14 protein-coding genes are annotated in these 16,661 nt (G+C 65.8%); 7 read left to right on the top strand and 7 right to left on the bottom strand.

Features of this window, described 5'->3' with window-relative positions; translation table 11 throughout:
- A partial coding sequence (locus tag HAV39_RS41455; RefSeq protein WP_191844558.1) for an aldehyde dehydrogenase family protein occupies window positions 1-246 on the bottom strand: 246 nt, incomplete at its 3' end.
- An 83-nt stretch (window positions 247-329) separates the two neighbouring features.
- Between HAV39_RS41455 and HAV39_RS41460 the strand changes: the two genes are divergently transcribed.
- From HAV39_RS41460 to HAV39_RS41480, 5 genes are all read left to right on the top strand, one after another.
- Window positions 330-1,760 (top strand): gamma-aminobutyraldehyde dehydrogenase, encoded by a 1,431-nt coding sequence (locus tag HAV39_RS41460; RefSeq protein ID WP_191844559.1) that lies wholly within the window; start codon window positions 330-332, stop codon window positions 1,758-1,760.
- Window positions 1,757-3,040 carry a 4-aminobutyrate--2-oxoglutarate transaminase gene (gene gabT / locus HAV39_RS41465; protein WP_425321559.1) on the top strand — a complete coding sequence of 428 codons (1,284 nt, stop codon included), beginning with the start codon at window positions 1,757-1,759 and terminating at the stop codon, window positions 3,038-3,040. Before HAV39_RS41460 ends, gabT begins: the two co-directional genes overlap by 4 nt.
- A 113-nt stretch (window positions 3,041-3,153) precedes the next feature.
- On the top strand, window positions 3,154-4,338 hold the full coding sequence (locus HAV39_RS41470) for an LCP family protein (protein ID WP_239121066.1): 1,185 nt from the start codon (window positions 3,154-3,156) through the stop codon (window positions 4,336-4,338).
- A gap of 102 nt (window positions 4,339-4,440) precedes the next feature.
- Window positions 4,441-5,997 (top strand): sugar transferase, encoded by a 1,557-nt coding sequence (locus tag HAV39_RS41475; protein WP_239121065.1) that lies wholly within the window; start codon window positions 4,441-4,443, stop codon window positions 5,995-5,997.
- A gap of 146 nt (window positions 5,998-6,143) precedes the next feature.
- Window positions 6,144-7,262 (top strand): glycosyltransferase, encoded by a 1,119-nt coding sequence (locus tag HAV39_RS41480; RefSeq protein ID WP_191844561.1) that lies wholly within the window; start codon window positions 6,144-6,146, stop codon window positions 7,260-7,262.
- 63 nt (window positions 7,263-7,325) lie between these two features.
- On the opposite strand, the gene HAV39_RS41485 is transcribed toward HAV39_RS41480, so the two are convergent.
- The 6 genes from HAV39_RS41485 to HAV39_RS41510 all read right to left on the bottom strand — a co-directional run bounded on the left by HAV39_RS41485 (window position 7,326) and on the right by HAV39_RS41510 (window position 13,568).
- On the bottom strand, window positions 7,326-7,478 hold the full coding sequence (locus tag HAV39_RS41485; protein ID WP_191844562.1) for a hypothetical protein: 153 nt from the start codon (window positions 7,476-7,478) through the stop codon (window positions 7,326-7,328).
- Window positions 7,479-7,581: 103 nt separating this feature from the next.
- Window positions 7,582-8,424, bottom strand: coding sequence for a glycosyltransferase family 2 protein (locus tag HAV39_RS41490; protein ID WP_191844563.1), 843 nt, complete (start codon window positions 8,422-8,424; stop codon window positions 7,582-7,584).
- 226 nt (window positions 8,425-8,650) lie between these two features.
- Window positions 8,651-9,721, bottom strand: coding sequence for a glycosyltransferase family 4 protein (locus HAV39_RS41495; RefSeq protein ID WP_191844564.1), 1,071 nt, complete (start codon window positions 9,719-9,721; stop codon window positions 8,651-8,653).
- A gap of 40 nt (window positions 9,722-9,761) precedes the next feature.
- The gene (locus tag HAV39_RS41500; protein ID WP_191844565.1) at window positions 9,762-10,883 is read right to left on the bottom strand and encodes a glycosyltransferase family 4 protein; all 1,122 of its coding nucleotides are present in this window, start codon (window positions 10,881-10,883) and stop codon (window positions 9,762-9,764) included.
- Complete coding sequence (locus tag HAV39_RS41505) at window positions 10,855-12,162, bottom strand: oligosaccharide flippase family protein (RefSeq protein WP_191844566.1); 1,308 nt, start codon at window positions 12,160-12,162, stop codon at window positions 10,855-10,857. The genes HAV39_RS41500 and HAV39_RS41505 overlap by 29 nt, the downstream gene beginning before the upstream one ends.
- Window positions 12,159-13,568: an O-antigen ligase family protein gene (locus HAV39_RS41510; protein WP_191844567.1), complete on the bottom strand. Its 1,410-nt coding sequence runs from the start codon at window positions 13,566-13,568 to the stop codon at window positions 12,159-12,161. Before HAV39_RS41510 ends, HAV39_RS41505 begins: the two co-directional genes overlap by 4 nt.
- A gap of 507 nt (window positions 13,569-14,075) precedes the next feature.
- Here HAV39_RS41510 and HAV39_RS41515 point away from each other — a divergent pair.
- Window positions 14,076-15,200 (top strand): glycosyltransferase family 4 protein, encoded by a 1,125-nt coding sequence (locus HAV39_RS41515; RefSeq protein WP_191844568.1) that lies wholly within the window; start codon window positions 14,076-14,078, stop codon window positions 15,198-15,200.
- A 51-nt stretch (window positions 15,201-15,251) separates the two neighbouring features.
- Entirely contained in the window at window positions 15,252-16,394 is a 1,143-nt protein-coding gene (locus HAV39_RS41520) for a glycosyltransferase family 4 protein (RefSeq protein ID WP_191844569.1), read from the top strand.
- The last annotated feature ends 267 nt before the right edge of the window (window positions 16,395-16,661 follow it).

Here is a 16,661-nt window from a genome sequence, read left to right on the forward strand (position 1 = left end):
GACCTCCGCGCCCCGCTCGGCCAGCCGCCTGCTGACGTGGTCGAGGGCCGCGGCGCGGGCGGCGGCGGGCAGCCGGGCGGCTTCACCGGCCACCTCCGCGGCGGCCGCTACCGCGATTTCGACCTGCCCAGGCGTAGCGTTGGCGGTCTGACCGACCACGCGCCCGTCGTAGGGATTGCGAACGACAACGAGATCATCACTGGTCTCCGGAGAACCGGCGATCCAGTAGGGGGTCCGATCGGCCATATGCCCACCCTAACGCACGGAAACAGTTGCTCAAGACCCTTGCTCGACACGGATTTCGTCGCGAAGATAGCCGTATGCCACCGATGACAGAGAAATTGGCCAACTTTATCAACGGCAAGTACGTAGCTCCGGTGGACGGCGGCTACGCAGATCTCATCGACCCGTGCACCGGGGAGATTCTCGCCGAGACGCCCGTCTCCGGGAAGCAGGACGTGGAGGACGCCATGGCCGCCGCGGCCGCCGCGTTCGAGATCTGGCGGGACACCACGCCCAGCGAGCGCCAGAAGGCCCTGCTGAAGATCGCGGACGCGGTCGAGGCCCGCGCCGACGAGCTGGTCGCCCTGGAGAGCCGCAACACCGGCAAGCCGCTGCACCTGACCGCGAGCGAGGAGCTGCCGCCCGCGATCGACCAGCTGCGCTTCTTCGCGGGCGCCGCCCGGCTGCTGGAGGGCCGCTCGGCCGGCGAGTACATGGCGAACATGACCAGCTACGTGCGCCGCGAGCCGATCGGCGTCTGCGCGCAGGTCACGCCATGGAACTACCCGCTGCTGATGGCCGTGTGGAAGTTCGCGCCGGCGATCGCCGCGGGCAACACCGTGGTGCTCAAGCCGTCCGACACCACGCCGATGTCGACGCTGCTGCTGGCCGAGATCGCCGCCGAGTTCCTGCCGCCGGGCGTGCTGAACGTGGTCTGCGGTGACCGCGACACCGGCCGCGCCCTGGTCGCGCACCCGACCCCGGCGCTGGTCTCCATCACCGGCTCCACCCGGGCCGGCTCCGAGGTCGCCGCGTCGGCCGCGCCCGCGCTCAAGCGCACCCACTTGGAGCTGGGCGGCAAGGCCCCGGTCCTGGTGTTCGACGACGCCGACATCGCGGCGGCGGCCGAGGGCATCGCGATCGCCGGGTTCTTCAACGCCGGCCAGGACTGCACCGCGGCCACCCGGGTGCTGGTCACCGAGGGGGCGTACGACGCGTTCGTCGACGCGCTCACCGAGCAGGCCCGCAGCCTCAAGACCGGCGCGCCGGACGACGAGGACGTGCTCTACGGCCCGCTCAACAACGCCAACCAGCTCGCCAAGGTCACCGGCTTCATCGAGCGGCTGCCCGCGCATGCCCGCGTCACCACCGGCGGCGAGCGCGTCGGCGAGCGGGGCTGGTTCTTCGCGCCGACCGTCGTCGCCGATCTGATCCAGGGCGACGAGATCGTCACCGACGAGGTGTTCGGCCCGGTCATCACCGTGCAGAAGGTCGCCGACGAGGCCGAGGCGCTGCGTCACGCCAACGACTGCCGCTACGGGCTGGCGTCCAGCGTCTGGACCGCCGACCACGGCCGGGCGATGCGGCTGAGCAAGCGGCTGGACTTCGGCTGCGTGTGGGTGAACACCCACATCCCGCTGGTCGCGGAGATGCCGCACGGCGGTTTCAAGCAGTCGGGGTACGGCAAGGACCTGTCCGCGTACGGCCTGGAGGACTACACCCGGGTCAAGCACGTCATGCACAACATCGGAGAATGATCTTGAGTGCCTCCTCTGACATCCACGCCCGGCGCGTGGAGGCGGTGGCCCGCGGCGTCGGCTCGGTGCTGTCCTCCTACGTCGAGCGCGCATCCGGCGGGACGCTGACCGACGTCGACGGGCGGGAGTGGATCGACTTCGCGGCCGGCATCGCGGTCACCAACGTGGGCAACAGCGCGCCCGCGGTGGTCGCGGCGGTGCGCGAGCAGGTCGAGCGGTTCACGCACACCTGCTTCATGGTCACCCCGTACGAGTCGTACGTGTCGGTGTGCGAGCAGCTCAACGAGCTGACGCCGGGCGACTTCGCGAAGCGCTCGGCACTGTTCAACTCCGGCGCGGAGGCGGTGGAGAACGCGGTGAAGATCGCCCGGTATGCCACCGGGCGCTCCGCGGTGATCGTGTTCGAGCACGGCTACCACGGCCGGACGAACCTGACCATGGCGCTGACCGCGAAGAACATGCCGTACAAGCACGGCTTCGGGCCGTTCGCACCGGAGGTCTACCGGGCGCCGATGTCCTACCCGCTGCGCGACGGACTGACCGGCGAGCAGGCCGCCGCCCGCGCCCTCGACGTGATCACCACGCAGGTCGGGGCGCAGAACGTGGCCGCGATCGTGATCGAGCCGATCCAGGGCGAGGGCGGCTTCGTGGTGCCCGCGCCCGGTTTCCTGCCCGCGCTGGCGTCCTGGGCGTCGGCGAACGGGGCGCTGTTCGTCGCCGACGAGATCCAGACCGGCTTCTGCCGCACCGGCGACTGGTTCGCCTCCGAGCACGAGCAGGTGGTTCCGGATCTGATCACCACGGCCAAGGGCATCGCGGGCGGCCTGCCACTGGCCGCGGTCACCGGCCGGGCGGACGTGATGGACGCGGTGCACGCCGGCGGGCTCGGTGGCACGTACGGCGGCAACCCGATCGCCTGCGCGGCGGCACTCGCCAGCATCGAGACCATGCGCGAGCTGGACCTGAACGGCGCGGCGCGGCGCATCGGCGCGGCGCTGACCGACCGGCTGACCACCCTGGCCGGCAAGTACCCGCAGATCGCCCAGGTCCGCGGCCGCGGCGCGATGATCGCGATCGAGCTGACCAGACCCGGCACGCTCGAACCGGACCCGATCCTCACCGGCGCGGTGAACAAGGCCTGCCACGCGGCCGGCCTGCTCACCCTGACCTGCGGCACCTGGGGAAACGTGTTCCGCTTCCTGCCGCCGCTGGTCATCACCGACGAGGAACTGGACCGCGGTCTGGCTCTGCTGGAGCAGGCCTTCCGCACGACGGCCTAACTACACAAACCGACTATGCCGGTCAAACCGTCCATATCTACATGGGTCGGAATTGACCGGCATAGTCCTTTTCATGGCGTCTGCCTAATTGTATTGCGTGACAATTGCCACTAATGCTGCCCGGTACCGTTACCGCCTCTTCGGCGGGACCGCAAAAGCAATCCGCAGTCAGTAGTATGCCCGCCATGGCACGCCGGTCCCCCTCCCACTCTGTACGCCCTTCCCGATCCCGATACGCCGACGATGACCTCACCGAGATCATCGACCCGATCGACGAGGAGCCGTCGGGTAAGTCGGGTAAGCAGAAGTCGCGCGGCCGTAAGCGCGCCAAGCGCATCGCCCTGATCACCGCCCTGGTGATCGCCCTGCTGGGCGGGGGCGGTCTGCTCGCCGGCGGGCTCTACCTGAAGTCCGTCGACGACAGCATCGAACGCGTCGACGCCTTCGAGGAGATCCCCGAGGCCGAGCGCCCCGTGAAGGCGGAGCCCAAGGTCAAGAACTTCCTGATGCTCGGCAGCGACACCCGCGACCCCGACGCCACCAGCGGCTCACGTACCGACACGATCATCCTGGCGCACATTCCCGGTGACCACAGCAGCGCGCAACTGATCTCGATCCCGCGTGACACCTGGGTGTTCGTGCCCAAGTCCAAGCGGGGCGAGGGCGGCCGCGAAGCGAAGATCAACGCCGCGTTCGCCTGGGGCGGCATCCCGCTGCTGGTGCAGACCATCGAGAAGTTCACCGGCGTGCGCATCGACAACGTCATCATCGTCGACTTCTCGGGCTTCAAGGAGATCGTCGACGCTCTCGGCGGTGTCACCATCACCGTGGAGAAGGGCTTCACCTCCACACACTCGCTGCTGCCCGGCAGCAAGCGCACCTTCAAGGCGGGCAAGCAGGTCATGGACGGCGGCATGGCCTTGGACTACGCCCGTGAGCGCTACGTCTTCGCCGACGGTGACTTCACCCGCATCAAGCACCAGCAGCAGGTAATCAAGGCCATTCTGGACAAAGCCACCTCCGGCGGTGTCCTGTCCAGCCCGGCGAAGCTGACGTCGTTCCTCAACGCCACCGCCGGCGCGGTCAAGGTGGACTCGACGATGAACCTGCTGGACACGGCCATGGAGCTGCGTGGCCTCAGCGGTGGCGGTCTCTCCTTCTTCACGAGTCCGGCGACGTGCTGCGGGACAAAGGGGACTGAGAGCGTCGTTCTCGTCGATACAGCCAAAGTCGGGCCTTTCTACGAGGCTCTGCGCAATGACGATGTCGCGCAGCTCGAAGCGCTGGCCAATAAGTAACACTTCGGCAATTTTGCGCCCCACGGCTGGCGCGATTCGACGCGTCAGCCGTAGGGTGCGAGCGATTGCCGCATTACCACCGATGACCACGGGGACATAGTTGTGGAAGACCTGAGCCTGCCGACTTACGCGTCCATTCCGAGCTCGAGAACCCCCACGGTCACCTCGGGTGACGGCGAAGTGCACGCGGTGTTCCGGCACATCCCCGACGCTCCGGAAACACCGAGCACCAAGGTGCCGACGCAGCGCGGCATCGTAAGTATGGACAAAAGGGACGATGTCGATTTCGACACGACCGCGGTCCTCCCATACATCGGTTCACCCCAGTCGGGGCGCACCCGGTCGCTGCGCGCGTGGATGATGGCAGCCCCCGCCGATCTCGTCGCACTACTGGCTCCACTGGCGCTGACGGACCGGTTCTGGCGCGGCAATCTCTCCTTCGCGGCGCTCACCGTCATCATCTTCGCGATGGGCGGGCTCTACCGCGGCCGACGGCACATGAGCATCCTCGACGAATTGCCCAGCCTGTGCGGCCGCCTGCTCGTCGCCGCCTCGGTCGTCGCGATCATCGCTGCGCAGCGGCACGATTCGGTCGGCCATGTCGCCGACTTCATGACCAGCGTCGCCTTCTCCGCGGCCCTCGTCATCGTCGGACGTACCATCACCAGGTCGTTGGTGCTCTTCGCACGGCGGCGCCGGTGGGTGGAGCACAACGCCCTCATCATCGGCAGCGGCCCGATCACCGCCGAGCTGGGGCGCCTGCTGCGCCGCTACCCGCAGTACGGGCTGCGCTTCGCGGGCTCCGTGGACACCGCGGCGGCCCGCGAGAACGCGCTCCTGCCGCTGGTCGGCACCTTGGAGGAACTCGGCAAGACGATCGCCATGGTCGAGTGCGACGTCATCATCATCGCCGACCACCAGTGCCGGGAGTCGGAACTCATGGAGGTCGTCCGCCAGTCCGGCGAGAATTGCGACATCTGGGTCGTGCCGACGCTGTGGGGATCGCACTCGAACAGCAAGCTGCCCGACCACATCGGCGCCATTCCCGTGGTGCACATCGCCGACACCACGCTGTCCGGCTGGCGCTGGGCGGTGAAGCGGGCCACCGACGTGTTCTTCTCGTCGCTCGCACTCGTGCTGCTCAGCCCGCTGCTGCTGATCGTCGCGATCGGCACCCGGCTGGACGGCGGCCCTGGCATCCTGTTCTACCAGGAGCGCATCGGCCGGCACGGCAAGCCGTTCAAGGTGATCAAGTTCCGGTCCATGCGGCCGGTCAACGAGCAGGAGTCCCAGACCAACTGGTCCATCGCCAACGACCGTCGGGTCAGCGCCTTCGGCCGGCTCATGCGGCGCACCTCGATCGACGAGCTGCCCCAGCTGTGGAACATCCTCCGCGGCGACATGACCTTCGTGGGCCCGAGGCCGGAGCGGCCTTACTTCGTGAAGAAGTTCACCGCCGAGTTCCCCGGTTACGGCATGCGCCACCGGGTGCCCGTCGGCCTGACGGGCTTGGCCCAGGTCAGTGGCCTGCGCGGGGATACACCGATCGCGGACCGGGCACGGTTCGACAACTACTACATCGAGAACTGGTCGCTCTGGCTCGATGTCAAGGTCGTCCTGCGCACCCTGGCCGAGGTCTTCCGCGGCGGCGGGCGCTGACCTCCCCCGGCATCGTTCCCGCCGCACGCGGCGGTCGGCCGCCCGCTCGCCGACGCGAGCGCACCCAGCCACGACGCGGCTGGTCACTTGGAGATGCTTGGCGACCCGGCAAGGTTGGCAAGCGGCGTTGAGGAACGGATTTCGCCATGTCACATGAAGCCAGGGCCGACCAGGCCACCCTGCTGCCGGGCAAGTCGGTGGCGATCGTGCACGAGTGGTTCGGCGCGACCGGCGGATCCGAGAACGTGTTCCTTGCGATCAACCAGGTGCTCCCGCAGGCCAAGGGTTTCGTGCTGTGGCGCGACCGCGACGCGCACCGCGGCGCGTCGTACCGGGAGTCCTGGCTGGGCCGTACCCCGTTGCGCCGGTCGAAGGCCCTGGCGCTGCCCATGATGCCGCTGGCCTGGCGCACCCTCACCCGGGAGAAGTTCGACCTGGTGCTGTCGTCCAGCCACGCCTTCGCGCACCACGTGAAGGCCGGCCCGTCGGAGCACACCAGGTACCTCAGCTACATCCATTCGCCGGCGCGTTACATCTGGAGCCCGAACCTCGACCACCGCGGGTCGCCCGGCGTGCTGAGCCTGCCCCGCAGGGCGCTGCAGGCGGTCGACGTACGCATGAACCGCCACGTCCACAGCTACGCGGCCAACTCCAGCGAAGTGCGGGGCCGCATCGAACGCTTCTGGAAGCGGGACGCCTACGTCATCCATCCTCCGGTGGACGTCGACTACTTCGCGGCCGCTCCCGCGGCCCAGCGGTCGCAGTCCCGTGACTACCTGCTCGGCGTGGGACGCTGGATTCCCTACAAGAACTTCGACCTGATGATCCAGATCGCCGAGGCGGCGCGGCTGCCGCTGGTGATCGCCGGCTCGGGGCCCATGGAGGCGGTGCTGCGCCGACAGGCGGCGTCCGTCAGCGTTCCCGTCACCTTCGAGCAACGGCCTTCCCGCGAGCGCCTGCGCGAGCTCTACTGGGGCGCGAAGGCACTGCTCTTCCCGACCCACGAGGACTTCGGCATCATCCCGGTCGAGGCGATGGCCTGCGGTACGCCGGTTCTGGGCCTGCGCTCAGGCGGCCTGCTGGAGACCGTCGCCGACGGCAAGACCGGATTCCTTCTCGCGTCCAAGGAGCCGCACGACTACGTCGATCGACTTCGGCACCTAGACGAACTGGACAGGTCCATCGTGAGCGCGCACGCCGAGAACTTCAGTGAAGCTGTGTTCCGCGCGCGGTTGGCCTCTTGGATCGAGGCAGAGGCGTCCTGATCCTCCGGCGCCGTGAGTGCGGGGCCGTGTCCTGTCGGGGCCGCCGCGTGAAATGAACCCGGTTCATCGGTTGCCGGCAAGAGCGACGCCGAGGGCGTCGAGTGGGCGCATGCCGTGGTTGCGGGCGATGGTCAGGTAGGAGCGCACGCGGCAGTCGCGCGTGTCGGTGCGCACGCCGCGCCAGCAGCCGCCGATCTTCACCTGCAGCTCGACCATGCACCGAGACTGCTCAGCCGGGTTGTTCGGGAAGGCACGGCCAAGTCGGCCGTGAACCGCCGGACCTGCGCCGCCGGCGGTTCGGGCCGCTCTTGCCTGAACCTCATCCCCGGCGCAGCCGTGACGCCAGACCGTGTGCCTTATTGATCACCCAGGCCAGGGTCTTGAACACCAGCAGGAAGGAGCCACCGTGGAACTTCTTGATATAGAAATCGCGGCTGGCCAGGTAGATGCCATTGATCTTGTTGGTGTCCTGTGTCTTCGTGGACTCACCAGCGGCATGCACCACCTCGATGTCAGCCGTGAAGTAAGCGCCCTTCCTGAGCTTGTCCCGCATGCTCCTGGCGAGATCGAACTCCTCGTAGTACATGAAGTAGCCCAGCTCCAGACCACCTATCGCGTCCAGATCCGCTCGCCGCACGGCCATACAAGCCCCGGAAACCGCGTCCACTCGCCGGCTGGTCTTTCGATCCCAGCCCTTGATGGTGTAGCCGGCGTAGGCTCTGCTGTGCGGAGAGAAATTGCTGTATGCCGAGTGCTCGTACAGCAATGACCCCAGGGTGGGAAACATGTTGCCGCTAGGTTGCGGCGCGCCGTCCTCGTAAACCGTCCGGACGCCGATGATGCCGATGTCCGGCAGTTCCTGGAACAAGCGCTCAATCGTCTCGCTGTAGTTCTCCGGCAAGATGGCGTCCGGATTCAGGAACACCAAGATGTCTCCCTTAGCCGCTTGCACTCCCAGCGAATTGCCGCCGTTGAAGCCCAAGTTCCGGCCGGACTCGATCAAGGTAACGCCTGGGAACTGCTTACGAATACCATCCACCGTCCCGTCCTGCGAGTCATTGTCCACCACAATGACCTCACTGTCGGGCTGGCCGGTGGCGGCAGCCAGACATGCGGCGATAGTGCGATTCGAGTTATAGGTGACGGTTACGAAGCTGATCATTTCCCACTCCCCTGGGCATTGTCGGGCGGACGTTGACACGGAGCCGCTGTTGCGCGAGTTACCGGTGGCCCTTGCGGTAGGCGACCTCGTCGATGCCCGCAGTCCGGTGAGCCGATCCACAGCGCTAGCGCGTTCGGCCACCACCCGGGCGATGATCCCTGGCCCCGCCCGCCGCGTACTGCCAGCGCGTACTCGACCTATATGTTTTTTGCCCGGGGCCCCTTGGTCACGAAAGGATTGTGGTGTCCGCCAGCGCTTCTGCGATGTACCCGGAGGCCAATGTTGCGATGGCTTCGGCTCCGTGTTCCCGATGGAACCGCGACTGGCCCTCCCGCGCACGGCTGACTGCGGCCTCGCGGTCGACAAGGACGGATCGCAACGCCCGAGCCAACTCCTCGGCATCACCCGGCTTGAAGTACAGCGCGTTGTCGCCCAACTGCCGCCGCAGTGTGGGTGTGTCCGAAGCCACCACGGGAACACCAAGCGCCAGACCCCACACCGCGACACCGCTCGAGCTGGCCGGATGATCGCCCAGGTACGGGATGACGAGCACGCTCAAGCCGCCGATGAAGGACTCCATGTGGTCATCGGCAATGAATCCGGGAAACCTCACATCTATGCCCAGCTCTGCGGCGGACTTCCGGATCGACGTGGAATAGGAATCCTCGATGTCTCCGGTCGACCCGCCGATGACCGCGCGGTACGAGGAACCCTCGTCACGGAGCTGCGCCAACGCGTGCGTGAGCGTCTCGATCCCCTTGGCACGACCCCAGAAACCGACGAACCCGACCACCGGAGAGTCCGGTTCCACGTAGGTCCGCTGGTGGTCGACATAGGACGGCGGTGGAAGGTGCTTGGTCTCCCGGCCGAACACCACCTGAGCGGGCGCCAACGAGAACACGACCGTCGCCCGTCCCGTCACCTGGGTCAGGAGGCGCCGCCTCAGCATCGCGTCCGCGAGCCGGGACAAGCGATTGAAGACGCTGCAGATGGGCTTCGGAAGCCGCCTCAGCACAGTGAACGGGAACATCGTCTCCACGCCGATGGCCCCGTCATGCACTGTCAGGACATATTTCCTTCGCAGCGCCCCGGCTACCAGTGCCGCCCACGCCATACGGGTGCCGTGAGCGCCGAGCTCGATGTAGAGCAGGTCCTTCTTCTTCCGGGCAAGGCGCAGGCCGAGAAACATGCCGCTCAAGACCCCGAAGGCCCTGCCCTCCTGAACCAGGAGGCTCTCCACCTCTAATTGTTCGTCGACCTTCAGGCGCGAAAGCATGAGGTCGCTGTAAATGCGCACGCCACCGTGGTCGGGGCGGACATACAACAGGTGAGCAGCCTTACGCACCGGCTGCCCTCTCGTACGCCTGGCGCGTATCCGCGATCATGCCTGCCAGGGAGAATCTCGCTTCCACCTTGCTGCGCGCGGAGCGAGCCAACTGCTGGGCCAGCCGGCCGTCGCTCAGGACGCTGGCGATACCGGCTGAGACCGACTCGACGTTGCGTGGCTGGCACAGGATCCCGGTGGAACCGTCATCGATCACTTCCACCAAACCGCCGACAGCTGTGGCGACCACAGGCACTCCCACCGCCATCGCCTCCACCGCGGCCAGTGGCAGGCCCTCGATCTCCGACGTCATCGCCAGTACTGATGCTTCGAGCAGCAGCGGTAGCGGGTCTTCGATCCAACCCTCGAAGCGAAACGATCGCTCCAGGCCGGCCTGCTTGACCACGTCCTTGAGGCCGTCCTCCAGCGTGCCACTGCCGATGATGCGGAACCGGGCGTCCGGGTGGTCAGCCGCGACAGCGATACAGGACTCGACGAACAGCTTCGGGTTCTTGATTTCCTCGAGGCGTCCCAGAAAGGTTACATATCGTCCGGTGCGGTGCCCGAACTCATAGACCGAGAGATCGACGCCATTGTGTATGACGACGACCTCGCGCGGACTGGCACCTGTCTCCAGGAAGGATCTCCTGGCGAAGTCAGAGACACAGATGACGGCTTGGGCGTGGGCGGCAGCCTGCTTGAACAGCCTCGCGTACAACCGGCTTCCGCTGACGTCCACCGGACCGTGCATGGTCCATATCACGGGTATTCTGAAGAGCCTCGCCGGCAGTGCGACAGATATCTTCTCCTCGTTTGACTGAACATGTACGACGTCCGGTCTCCACCGCAGGAAGAGGACGAGGTACTGGAGCCAGTACAGAGGCAGAAGCATGGTGAACAGCCGCAGGTGCCAAATGCCATGAAGCTTGATGCTGCCGAAGAGGTGCCACGCCGGGATGCCCCACGCCGAAGCCAGCGCCCTGAACCCTTTGTGCTGCGTGGAGAGCGCGAACTGTGCCGGCAGGTGCTTCACCAGTTGTTCGACATAGCGTTCACCGCCACCGATTTCGGGAGGCGTGGAAACCAGCAGAACGCGAAGGGACCCGTCAGGACGCAACTGATTCAACTCTTTCAAGTTGGTAGCGCAGCAGCACTGCGAACACACATCCGGAGAAGGCGGCGTTTATCACGAGCGCCCATGCCGCGCCGACGGCGCCGAACCGCTGGGTGAGTACGAACATGAGCACCACCAACGTTGTCGCGGTTATCACGTTCATGTACGTGAGGATCTTCGGCTTGTTCCACTTGTAGAACAACAGGGTCGGCGGATTGATGAAGAGCGTGAGGATGAAGCTTCCCATGATCAATTGGAACGGCTGCACCGCGCCGGCGTACTTGTCGCCGAAGACGAACTCGATGACGGGCCCGGCCAGGAGGACCAACGGGATGAGCACCGCGGCGACCGCCGCCGCGCCGAACAACGTATTACGCAGGTAGCTGCGCACTTCGCTGTCCGGCAGCGCCGACACCTTCGGGACGAGAACCGTCGTCAACGACGACAGCAGCAGTGGCATGAACATGGCGAGCTGGAGGGCGACCGCGTAATGGCCGACCTCGGAGGCGGGACGGAGGTGCGCGAGCATGACGAGGTCGAGACGGGACAGCACCGCGTTGAGCGCATAGGAGACGACCAGCCACTTGCCGAACCGGTACATCTCTTTCAGGGCCAGTTTTTGTTCCAGCCACGATGAGCGGACGCCGATTCTCGGCCTCAGGTACATCCCGACGGCCAGCGTCAGCACCGCCACGACGAGGTTGGCGACCAGCGCGTTCAACAGTGTGAGCGCGGATGTCAGCACGAGGGACAGGTACAGCACCGTGCGCAGCGTGGAGAGCCCGGCGTTGAGCGAGGCGATGACCTTGAACCGCTGGTACGTCTGCAGCAGCGCGTTGGTGTACGTCCCCAGGGACAGGAAGAGGCTGGAGATGAGCCCGATGTAGAGCGGCAGTCTCATCTCCGGGCCGCCCAGGAATTCGGCGAGGCGCGGCGTGAACGGCACGATTGCCAAAATCACCAGCACCACCAGCAACTGAAGCCGCAGGGCGCCCTGGAAGTACGGGGCCACCCGCGGCTTGTCGTTGAGATGCTCGCTGGTGAACCTGACCAGCGCGGTGGAAACGCCGAAGTCGGTCAGGCCGACGATGACGACCACGATGGCGTTGGCGGTGGCCAGGCGGCCGTAGCTCTCCGGCCCGAGGGTCCGGGCGGCGAAATAGGCCACGACAAACGCCAGTGCCGCCGAGAACAGGCTGGCCGCGAAGATCACCATGGATGAGCGACCGGTCCTCGTGCGCGCCAGGCCGACTACCTTGTCGCCCAGTTGCCGCACCCGCTGCATCGAGTCCGTGGTCACGGGGTACCGAGGCCCGTCGCCGCAGGCTCGCCGAGGCGCGTTTCGGAGTACAACCGCGCCCCCGCGATCAGCAGCGCGAGGACAACCCACGTGCGCAGCAGCAGGAGCGAGTGGAACGCGTTCGCCTCAAAGGCCATACCCACCAGCGCGAAAGCGTACGGCCCGGAGGGATGGTCGAGCCGGGCACGAACCACGCCCCACAGCGCACGCAGCACGTAGAAGATCAGGGGAAGGGTCAACACCAGACCCACCAGGCCCATCTCGCTGAGATATGCCAGGTAGTCGTTGTTCACCGGCTGGAGCAGGCTGGCCTCATCCGGCGTGATCGAGTCGGAGCCGCCCTGCAGCAGCACGCGGGAGTTGTTGGGGCCCACGCCGGTGAAGGGATGCTCGGTGAACATGTCGATCGTCGTCGGCCAGAGGTCGTATCGGGTACGGGCCGACCCGTCGTTCAGGTCCACCGCGTGCGACGTGAAGGCGTCGACTGCCGTGGCCGTGCTGGGTGTGGACCCGTCCGCATTCGGCGTTTCGGGCGCCCGCATGCTCTGGGCGATCCCGACGAGCGAGAGCATCGCGAAGACGATCACGACGGCGAATCCGGTGACCTTGAGGAGGTGGCCGATCAACCGCCAGGATCTCGCCACCGCCAGCATGAGCACCAGGGCGAGCGCGATGCCCAGGATCGCTCCGCGGGACAGGGTCAGCAGGAACAGACCAAGCGTGAAGACGAGTAGCACCTGCTCGACCAGCGGAGCGCGCTTTCTGCGCAGGAAGCGAACCATGAGGACGCCGACCGGCAAGAAAAGGTAATGGGCCAGGTACAGCGGCTCGAGCGCAAAGGATTGGACCCGCGGAAAGGGGTACGTCGACATGGAGGCGTAAGAACCCCTGAGCAGCGTCCACGACTGCGGAAGGCCGAGCACATCACCGATGTACTGGTAGTAGCCAAACGCGACGACCACCGCGGAGACCCACAGCAGGGCGTTCTCGAACAGTTCAAGGTCCTGCTGGCGCACGTACCGGGCCAAGGCCCAGCCCCGCAGCAGCACGAAACAGAAAAGGACCGCCGCGGCCACAGCCACATTGCGGTTGAAGGCGGTGGCGGTCGCGATGCCGGCCGCGATCGCCGGCAGGCCGAATGCCAAAGCAGTGCCGACATGCGGCCGGAAGCGACTCTTGCTGCGATAGCCCTCCCACGCCAGCACCGCTCCGCGCTGCAACAACAGCAGCAGCGCAATAAGCGACAGATATGGCGGGCTCGTCGCGAGATTCTGCACCCGATCAAGAGGCATAATCAAAGCCGTCAACACAATGCCGACCGCGAACAGCGTGTTCGATACGGCAACAAGCCGTCGCTCGCTGGACGACGGCCTCATCACAGGAGTGACGTGCTGCAAGTCGGACATCGATCTTCGTCCCGATCCTTTGTTGGCCTACCAAGCCGGCCTGTGTTTGGCGCAGTGGAGTGTATGCAAGATACACGGACACGGCCAAGCCGATCGCCCGGTGTTCGCGCTTGCCGCGTCCGAGCGACTCGGGGTCGCGCCTGTCTGTACGAGCGTTGTGGCATAGCGTGACCTCGAATATGGCAACCTCGCCCAGATCGTGCTGAATCGACACGTTTCAGCAAATTGCCATTACTCAGGGCACGTCGCCGACTGACCGCGGGAGGCGCTCCCAGCGCGAGCGAGGTCCCTGATCCCGTGGGTGGCGCCAACCCGCCAGCCCACGCCGACGAGCAGGTCGCCAGGTGCCGGCCGCTTCGGCGTTTGCGCAGGTGACGTATGACATGGCCGGGGTGAGTGGACCGCGTCCCGCGGGGTGATCAGCACACGCTTCCAGCCCGCCACCGCACCCAGGCTGCACCCGAGCCCCACTCATTCGCGCACCAAGTCGTCACTATAGTGGCGACCATGAAGATCGTGATCGACGGGAGAATGCTCTCCTGGACCGGTATCGGCCGATACACCCTTTCCCTGCTGGAGGGGCTGCAGTCGGTTGACCAGCACAACGATTACGTCGTCCTCGTACGCCCTTCCGACTGGTCGACATGGAAGCCCGAGGCACGCAACTTCACCCGCGTCGAGTGCGATATCGATCCGTATTCCGTGGCTGAGCAGACAGCATTGCCGAGGGTGCTCAAGCGGCTGTCGCCGGATGTTGTCCATCTGCTCACCCCGAATGCGGCAGCCCTTTACCGGGGGCCCAAGGTGGTCACCGTCCACGATCTGACGTTGCTCGACTACGACACCAGCCGCGGGTCGCGGGTGAAGCGTCTGTCGACGAAGCTGAAGCGCATTCCGTTCCGCTGGATCCTCGCCCGCCAGATCGCCACGGCAACGCGCATCGTCACGGTCACCGACTACATCAAACAACAGCTCGTGCAGCGCTTCAAGATCGATCCGGCGATCATCTCGCCGATCTGGCTCGCCGCCGACTCCGAGCATCTGGCGGCCGCGGCGGACGAGTCCCTGCCGGATCTGGGCGCTGTCGAGACATGCCTGCTCTACGTCGGCAACTACTACGCATACAAGAATGTCAGAACGGTCGTCGACGCGCTGGGCGTGGTCGCCCAGTCCCACCCCGGCGTACACCTGGTGCTGGCCGGCAACGCCAACGAGTTCAAGGCCGACCTGCTGTCTCAGGCACAGGAACTAGGGCTGGCCGATCGGGTGATCATGCCTGGCTTCGTCACCGACGGCCAGCTCAAATGGCTGTACCGCAGGTCCAAGATCTTCGTCAACCCGTCGCTGTCCGAAGGATTCGGGCTGCAAGGCCTCGAGGCCATGTCCCAGGGGCTGCCCGTCATCGCCGCCAGGGCGAGCTGCCTGCCCGAGGTCTACGGGGACGCGGCGGTATACTTCGAGCCCCTCAGCTCCACCGACCTGGCTCACCGGATTCTCGCGCTTCTCCGACAGCCCGAGCTCCTGGACGAGCTGTCTGACAAGGGGCGGAAGCGGATAGAGATGTTTTCGTGGCGCAAGACCGCGGAGGCAACCCACCGGCTGTACATGGATGTGGGACAGGGCCAGCGCTGATCCACCCAGGTTTTCGACGTCACCAGATTACGCGGGAGCAGACTCAAATCCATGAAGATCTATGTTGAGGGCACGCCCATCTTCCGCCAGCGCTCCGGCGTGGGCCAGTACACCAAGAATCTGCTGGAAGCGCTTTTCAAGCTGGACACGGCCAACCATTACACGATCTTCGGCTTCCTGTTCCTCGGCCGGGGCAAGCACAAGCCCATCCCCGAGAGCCCGCGTGTCGGTTACCGCTTCATCAAGTATCTTCCGTCGAAGGTGTTCAACGCCGTCGTCCGCAAGCTCACGGCTCCGCCCATCGACGTGATGCTGGCAGCCCGCCCGGACATCTTCTTCTTCCCCAACTTCGTGCGCTACCCGCTGCCGCTGGGAAGCCGTGCGGTGGCAGTCATCCACGACCTTTCGTACGTGCTGCACGGCCAGTACACGGCACGCCGGAACCGTCAGTTCCTCACCCGCTACGTGCCGTTGACGATCAAGAAATCGCAGCACATCGTCACCGTCTCGCAGAACGCCAAGGACGAGATCGTCTCCTATTACGGGGTCGACCCCGACAAGATCACGGTCATTACCCCGGCGATCAACCACGACTTCTTCAATCCCCGCCCTCAGGGCGAGGTCGCCGCGGTCACGAAGAAGTACGCGATCGCCAAGCCCTATGTTCTTTACGCGGGGACGCTTGAGCCGCGGAAGAACATCGCCGGCATCCTGAACGCCTACGCCACGCTCCCGCCGACGGTGCGTGACTCGTACACCCTGGTCCTGGCCGGGGGCAAGGGCTGGCTGGACCGGGACATCAAGGCTCAGCTGGAAGAACTCGGCCACCTCGACATCATCGTGACGGGATACGTCCCGGACGAAGACCTCCCGGCTCTCTACAGCGGTGCATCGCTGTTCGTCTACCCGTCGTTCTATGAGGGTTTCGGAATGCCCCCGCTTGAGGCCATGGCGTGCAACACCCCGGTGATCGCCTCTGACAACTCGTCTCTGCCGGAGGTCGTCGGAGACGCCGGGATCTTGGTCGACGCGCAGGACTCCGCCGCACTCGCCCGCCACATCGAGAACGTGCTCCAAGACCCCGCGCTCGCCGACGAACTGCGCCACAAAGGGCTTGTGCGTGCCAAAACCTTCACCTGGGAACACAGCGCCGCCAGGCTGCTTGAGGTGCTCAATCGTGTCGGAGCTCGGTGAGCCCTTCCGTGCGCCCGGCAGAGTGCAGGTTGATCGCGTCAGGGTTGATCTTCGTTCGTCAGCCCTGACACTTCGCGGCCTGGTTCCGTGACGAGGCGTCAGCTGACGAGCGGCGCCGACCTCCGGCTAGGCTGGCAGCTCGGCTGGGGCCGTTCCCCTCGGGGGCACACTGGAAAGGGCATCACGTGAAGGTTCTCATCGCGGGAGGCGCGGGATTCATCGGCAGCACGGTGGCCTCGTACCTGCTCGACTCGGGCCACGAGCCGG

It is taken from the genome of Catellatospora chokoriensis (genome assembly GCF_011297315.1).
GTDB lineage: Bacteria > Actinomycetota > Actinomycetes > Mycobacteriales > Micromonosporaceae > Catellatospora > Catellatospora citrea.